The organism is Microcystis sp. M53603_WE2 (assembly GCF_030065435.1).
Map to the genome: position 1 here is coordinate 1 of NZ_JASJFF010000883.1, position 6,602 is coordinate 6,602.

The 6,602-nt window shown below is 42.7% G+C and carries 8 protein-coding genes and 1 pseudogene; 2 read left to right on the forward strand and 7 right to left on the reverse strand.

Annotated elements, in window-relative coordinates; genetic code table 11:
* Nucleotides 1-127: pseudogene (locus tag PX481_RS18745) on the reverse strand (transcriptional regulator); the annotation flags it as partial.
* Nucleotides 93-398 (reverse strand): type II toxin-antitoxin system HigB family toxin, encoded by a 306-nt coding sequence (locus tag PX481_RS18750; protein WP_288025881.1) that lies wholly within the window; start codon nucleotides 396-398, stop codon nucleotides 93-95. The gene PX481_RS18750 and the pseudogene PX481_RS18745, both read right to left, overlap by 35 nt.
* Nucleotides 399-513: 115 nt before the next feature.
* On the opposite strand from PX481_RS18750, the gene PX481_RS18755 reads away from it, so the two are divergent.
* Nucleotides 514-711, forward strand: a complete 198-nt coding sequence (locus PX481_RS18755) for a hypothetical protein (RefSeq protein WP_002758075.1) — start codon at nucleotides 514-516, stop codon at nucleotides 709-711.
* Nucleotides 712-894: 183 nt separating this feature from the next.
* Here PX481_RS18755 and PX481_RS18760 read toward each other — a convergent pair.
* From PX481_RS18760 to PX481_RS18780, 5 genes are all read right to left on the reverse strand, one after another.
* A protein-coding gene (locus tag PX481_RS18760; protein ID WP_288095410.1) for an ISKra4-like element ISMae18 family transposase occupies nucleotides 895-1,946 on the reverse strand; the annotation gives its coding sequence in 2 pieces (ribosomal slippage) (nucleotides 895-1,790 and nucleotides 1,790-1,946; 1,053 coding nt in all).
* Nucleotides 1,947-2,323: 377 nt separating this feature from the next.
* Nucleotides 2,324-3,271: an RpnC/YadD family protein gene (locus PX481_RS18765; RefSeq protein WP_288095412.1), complete on the reverse strand. Its 948-nt coding sequence runs from the start codon at nucleotides 3,269-3,271 to the stop codon at nucleotides 2,324-2,326.
* Between the two features lie 77 nt (nucleotides 3,272-3,348).
* Nucleotides 3,349-3,912 (reverse strand): DUF4334 domain-containing protein, encoded by a 564-nt coding sequence (locus PX481_RS18770; protein WP_002762329.1) that lies wholly within the window; start codon nucleotides 3,910-3,912, stop codon nucleotides 3,349-3,351.
* Nucleotides 3,913-4,032: 120 nt separating this feature from the next.
* Nucleotides 4,033-4,434, reverse strand: coding sequence for a phage integrase SAM-like domain-containing protein (locus PX481_RS18775; RefSeq protein ID WP_002740193.1), 402 nt, complete (start codon nucleotides 4,432-4,434; stop codon nucleotides 4,033-4,035).
* 140 nt (nucleotides 4,435-4,574) lie between these two features.
* Nucleotides 4,575-5,393, reverse strand: a complete 819-nt coding sequence (locus tag PX481_RS18780; protein ID WP_002762325.1) for a hypothetical protein — start codon at nucleotides 5,391-5,393, stop codon at nucleotides 4,575-4,577.
* 245 nt (nucleotides 5,394-5,638) lie between these two features.
* Between PX481_RS18780 and PX481_RS18785 the strand changes: the two genes are divergently transcribed.
* Nucleotides 5,639-6,602 (forward strand): cysteine desulfurase family protein (locus PX481_RS18785; protein ID WP_288095416.1); only part of this gene is annotated, 964 nt, incomplete at its 3' end.

Sequence of the window (6,602 nt, forward strand, 5' to 3'; positions counted from 1 at the left end):
ATAAGGCCTCAGCTAGGTTAATAGCCTGTTCGTTTTCTGCATCGTTTTCTATTACTTTTGGTAGATACTCGGCTAGTAACCTTCCGTAGGTATCACGGTTTAAAGTAAGGGTCATTTTTCCACTCATCTTTGTCATACTCCGCGTGAGTCAAAATGTACTTGATGTAAATTATTTGATCTTTGTAAACGATATCTACAATTAGACGATAGCGATTACCTTTGATATTAAAGACCGTGAAATTACCAACAGCTTCCGCTTGAGAATACACAGCTTGAACTTCAGCTAGGTTTTTCCACTCTGCTTTACTAGCAATTTTATACCAAGTATTAATGGCATTGGCAGCATCGGCGTGTTTTCCGGAAAATCGCCGCAGTTTTTTACGGCTGATGATGTGCATATTCTTATTGATTTAGAATAGCTCTTGTATTCTAGTTTATCATGGCCTGATTTGCGCCACCAACCCGAAAACCACCGCCACAAGAGACGCAACCATCATTTTAACTCCTCCCAGTTTGTCGCTGTTGGGAGAAGATAGTCAGCAAGTTACCTACATCCTCAGCCAGAGCGCTCGCGTATTTCGGATGCGCGAAACCATCCCCAAACTATACGGACGGGAGGAATACTTAGCAAAGGCAAAGGAATATGTGCGTGAGGTGGGGGAGGATGCTTGGGAACAGCTGCAACAGGCTCAGGGGGTCGAGCTTTCGTGATAAAAAATCAACCTTTTCCTTACGCATAGTTGTAGTTAATTCTGGTTCAAAATTTACTGTTTGCAAGCCACTACAAGTAGTCGTGAAAAAGTCAGTTATCTCGATTAACACCAAGATTATTAATCGGGCTGTCAATTTGAAAGTGACTTGGGAGCATCCCAGTTTTGCAATGAGTAAAAATACTCAGGCAATATCGCCGTTGAGATAAGCACAACGTAGCTTCAAATACTGAGGAACATTCTCTGCTTTCCATTGTGCTCCCACAATTTTCATTCTTGCACCTATTTGCTTAATCTTTGACTCTACACTTCCAGAACCGATGCAAATCCCTTGTGATTGATAGAGTTCGTAATTGGGTATTCTTTCTCGATGTTTATCGACATATTTGGTGAAATTTATAGCCTGTTTCTTTTTGCATCCCTCTAATTCCTCTAAAACTCTTTTCACCTCTCCTTTCCATAAATTCTCTTTGATTCTATTCAGACGCTTGTTTGACCCGCCTATTTTATTCATATTCTCTACTAAATGATACCAATCCAATATTTCTCTCCTTTTAACACCGATTTTCTCCATCAGATTCCACACCCCATCATGACCATCTCCTAAACAGGTGACTACCTCTGTTAAGGGCTGACGGTTCACCCATTCCAGTAATTCTTCATTTTGCTGAAAAAATCCCGCACATTCTTGACCATGCAGACTTACTGCTTTGTAATCTCTCCATTGACTCGGTTGTCCTTTGGGCGTTCTGATTCTGACTTTTCCTCCATCTACACTCAATGCTTCTACCGGACTCTTTGCTTCTGCTTCCTCAAATTTATATCTTTGTACAAGCCTCTGTTGACTACTGCCTGAAACTGCCATTCCTGTCGCCATTTTGATATCTTTTTCCGCATCTTCAAAAGAGACTTTAGCCACTGCTCCTAAGCAACATTTCTCCAGCATGGGACTTAATCGATTATTCTTGCTTAATCCTAGTTTATCGGCTTGTTTCTCGCTTATCTTGACTTTCCCTATGATACTGCTTACGCTTTTGGTTCGCCCTGCTTGGGTTCCTGTTGCTGATTCAAAAAAAAATTGCCTATGGCAGGACCCAATGTAGTCAGCCAATGGTCTCGCAGGGCGGTTTCAATGCCCTCAAAGCTACGTAGTTGTTCTTCTGGGGTATTATCGACTAGAATTTGAGCAATGGCTTTTAAATGTTGATCTAGTTGTTCTTTTTGGTCTGTATTCATGATTCTACCGTTTAATTGTTTCTCTTTATTTTGCCTTAGCTAACGTTTTTAGTCTCTAAGCATTTATACTTATGGCAAAATTGGGATGCTCCCTATAATTTGGGCAAAAATACTCGACCTTTTTTGGCGCAAAAATGGGAACTAGCTTGGGAGAAATCCCTGCTAGTTTGGCGGCAAGAATTGGCGATTGTCTCCTCTAAAAACTAAACTAAGAGACAATTATAGATAATTATCGGGCTGAAATTTTTTCAGCTTTTTTTTCGCAAAAGACTTGACAAACTCAAAAATTTTTGCTAACCTTTTACTATAATAGGAATCCGTGTCGCCCTGCGGAGTCTCTCTACCATCAGGATTTAAGGCTGAAGCGGACTGAAAATTTAATTGTCTCTCAATCTTTCTAATAGTGAGGAGCGGGATAAATTCGCCAGAGAAAGAATTAACTCGGTGCGTTCCGAGATGGGAAGTTGGGCAATCCGTTCCACCAGAGCGGATAATTCCGAATCTAGAGTTCCGAACCTTCCTTCCAGAAGACTGGCTATCATCGAGTAACGTTCTTCTAAGGTGCCTTCTTGTCTCCCTTCTTGTCTCCCTTCTTGTCTCCCTTCTTGTTTTCCCTCTTCCTTCCAATCTTTTCGCTGCTTTAGATAAGCTGGTGATAAGTTCATAATGACCTCCTGTTCCTCTACACTTAAATTATCCCTCAACTCTAAATTCTTGCGCCAGTTGGCTAAGATTTCCAGTAAATTTTCTCGAAAAGGGTTAGGTTGGGGAAGTTCAACTAACTCTTCTACGGCTCGTTTCTGAGTTCCTCCTTTTCCTAAAACCCTCAACCATAAAGTGTCTTCATTCACCGGTAATTGATGGATGGCGACTATGGCTGTTTTGAGGAAGTCAGCTAAAAAGTAAACCCCTTTCAACCAATTACTCTCATCGCTGTCAGCCCTGAATCCTTGAATCATTCTAGCTGAAAAGGTGGGCGTGAGAATCCATAAAACTGGCAATTCTGCTGCAGTTAGAGCTTTGTTTGACCGTTTCGCCTTCCTTAAGAGGTCATTATGAACCGCATATAACTTTGATATACAACTGCGAATCTCTATTTCTGAGGGAGAGTTGCGGAAAGGTTCAAACAAGCAGGAAGTCGCCGCCATTTTTCCGAGTAACCCTAAAGGGAGTTTATTCCTTGATGGTGAACTGGCCGGTTCAAACCAGACATCAATTTCTTGAACCTCGCTTTTTACTTTCTTGCTCTTTCTAATCGTCCCTAGAGGTGCTAACAATTCCTCTAAATACTCCTTAGCAAATTGGTCGTGAATTTGGCGAGTCATTGCAATTGATAATCGAGCCGAAAAAGGACGGCAATAATCTTATTATATCGTCAATAATGAAGGGTTTAAATCGAACCTCAAGAATTAAGAGGTCTTTGACATCGCTTGAGAACAAAAAAGAAAGGTTGGGGAGAGTTTTTAAAATCCATAATTCCCAGCACGGTATTATCATCTACTTTCCGAAAAGAGTCATTAATCGGCAAATAATCATAAATCATCGTGGCGCTGACTTTGCCCCGATATTCCATCATTCGCAGTCTAGCCTGACTTGTCTCTGTTTTCAGCAAGGAGTTGGTCAGCATCAGTAAAGGTTTCAGAGAATTATTTTTGAGTATCGGCAGCTTAACAATCCAGTTCATGGCCGTGGGATTGGGTGCTACCTTAAAAATTTTTCCCTGACCATCTAAAAATAACAGGGGGTGGACATTCTCGGTATCGACAAACTCTTTACCATACCAATTAGATGCTTCTAATAAACCATCCATGGGGTGATTTGTCTGAAGTCCAGAACCTTGCCAAACACCGAGCATAAAGTCTAAACTCACGGGTTCGAGAGCGTCAAATAATTCTAACGCTCTTTCGGTCGTCGTTTGACCAGCTTTAAGAATCGACTGGCAGCTTTCTAATTCTAATGTTTCCATTGTCTCGCTCTCCTTGTGTCCTGACAATGATATTATAGCTTCTCAGCCAGAGGGTGGGGGATTGCCCCTCGGCTAAAATCACCAAACATCCCACATATCTTCACTCAATGGGTCATCGTATCACTCTAGGGTTTCCAGCCATTCACTCATTTCTTCCTTGATGGTTTCTTTAAGTTCTCGCAAATCATCTTTATCTATTAGGCCTTTTTCCAGTAAGAAAGTGTAGAACTTTTTCAGACTACCTGCGTTAGCCTTGAGGCTTGATTGACTGGCCCACAGGGCCTTTTTGATAAACCAATAACCCAAAAAGTCACCGACCATATCTACCCCGTCTTTAGCTTCTACTGCATCCTCATAGAGTAAATATTCGTTGATATAAAAATCTATATTTGAAATATGATTATTAATGGTTTTTTCCGACAAACCTGATGATTCTAGCCAACTCTCGAAATCCTTTAGTAATTCATGATTGACTTTTCTTATCTTTTGACAGTCAGCCTCATATTTCTGGGAATCATCCATCTCAAATTTCTCTCCTCCAAATCGCTGCTCGATGGTCAATAGGGTAATGAATCAAGTGTTTTTTTCCAAGCGCCTAAAGCCGCCATTTCATCCTCATGGTCAACGTCGGCCAACCGCCTGAATCGCCTTTCTCTTTTCTGCTAAATAGCTCCAACGATGTTAGACTCAATTTGCTCAATGATGGCGGCCACATCTTCTTCTGTATCTCGAGGTTGGGTTAATTCCACATCCGTTGAGGAGAGGTACATTTGGGCCCAGTCTAGGTTTTCCAGTTCACACTGGTCAATCACCGAACTGGGGATGTTTTTCAGGGTGATGCTATCCCATTCAATGCCGATGAGATTGCTCTGCCGCTCAATTGTCACAATTCTTCCTTGCCAACCACCGATGTCAGTCCCCAAATCTGGGTCGAGTACACCCTGTTTGACGATGACCGAGTCGCCGACTTTGAAGGCAAACTCTGACTCGGAAAATTCGGGCGACAAGCTGGAGGCAACCGAGAGATGATACTCGCTTCCTAGCTCTTTTAACTCAAAATCCACAATCATCCGCTTGTTTTCCGAGAAATAACGGTTTTTCCTAGCGATTAGCTCGTCGATTAGCCCTTGAATATCCGCCTTGAGCCTTTTATCTCCTTTAAGAAGGTCTTTGTTAAAAACTCGGTCTATCATCTCTTGCCGCTTTGACTCGGGGGACAACGCCAGATTCCAAGCGATTATCCCTATGGTCAGCAGTGTTCGCATAGATCCCTTTGTTTCATTGGATTCGCGGTAAGGCTCGATAAAATCCTCCAGAACTTCCGACATTGTGACTTCCCCAGAAGGAGAGACGACAATTTCCTTGAAAGGCAAGGACTTTTCTCTTAATTTCTTCTCAAAGCTTTTCAAGGGTTTTTCGGATCCTTGGGACATTTTCTGCAGCCTGAGCAGTTCACTAAATGCCTTCGATTTTTTAGCCATGATTGAGCGGGAAAATATGTGTTATTAATCCTGTTGGGTTGCTGAACAACATTGGAATAGGGGAATTGTAACTGCTCTCAGGGAGCGATTGCGCTCTCATTATTAAATCTTAAAGTTCTGGCCTGAGTCGTCAGCTGTTGACTGCTATCCGATACTTTTTTGTTAACATAGATTAGCAATGCACTTTCAGAGATTCTCTTAAAATAGGGGATATCTCCTTCTCAAATCCCCCGCGGGGGAAAAATATGTCTCAAAAGCCGATTTATCTAGATTGCCACGCCACGACACCGATGGAGCCGCAGGTTCTGGCGGCGATGTTGCCCTATTTTACCGAACACTTTGGTAATGCCAGTAGTATTAATCATGTCTATGGTTGGACAGCCGAGGCTGCGGTTAAACAGGCACGAGAAACAATCGCCGCTGCTATTAATAGTAGTCCCGAAGAAATTATTTTTACCAGTGGGGCAACGGAGGCCAATAACCTGGCTATCAAAGGGGTTGCCGAAGCTTATTTCGCCAAGGGACGACACCTAGTTACGGTGGTGACAGAACATCGGGCCATTTTAGATCCCTGTCATTATCTGGAAAAATTGGGTTTTGAGGTGACAATTTTACCCGTCGGTGCTGATGGCCTAATTGACTTGGAACTACTAGAAAAATCTTTGCGTCCTGACACGATTTTGCTGTCAATTATGGCTGCTAATAACGAGATTGGGGTGATTCAACCTTTAGCGGCAATTGGGGCGATTTGTCGCCAGTATCAGGTACTTTTTCATACGGACGCGGCCCAAGCAATCGGCAAAATTCCCCTAGATGTGGAGGAAATGAATATAGATATGATGTCCTTAACTGCCCACAAAGTCCACGGACCGAAGGGAATCGGTGCGCTGTACGTCCGGCGCCGGAACCCCAGAGTTCGTCTCGCCGCTCAAATTCAAGGGGGAGGCCAGGAAAAAGGACTGCGATCGGGTACAATATTTACACCGCAAATTGTCGGTTTTGCCAAGGCAGTAGAATTGGGCATCAAAGCGATTGAAGAAGATACCGGCTACTTAAATCAGTTAAAAGCCCGTTTATGGGAGATTATCAGTCAATTAGACAGAATTTATCTCAATGGTCATCCTAGCCAAAGATTAGCCGGAAATTTGAATATTAGTATTGAAGGGGTGGACGGTGCGGCGTTATTGTTAGGATTACAGCCAATAGTGG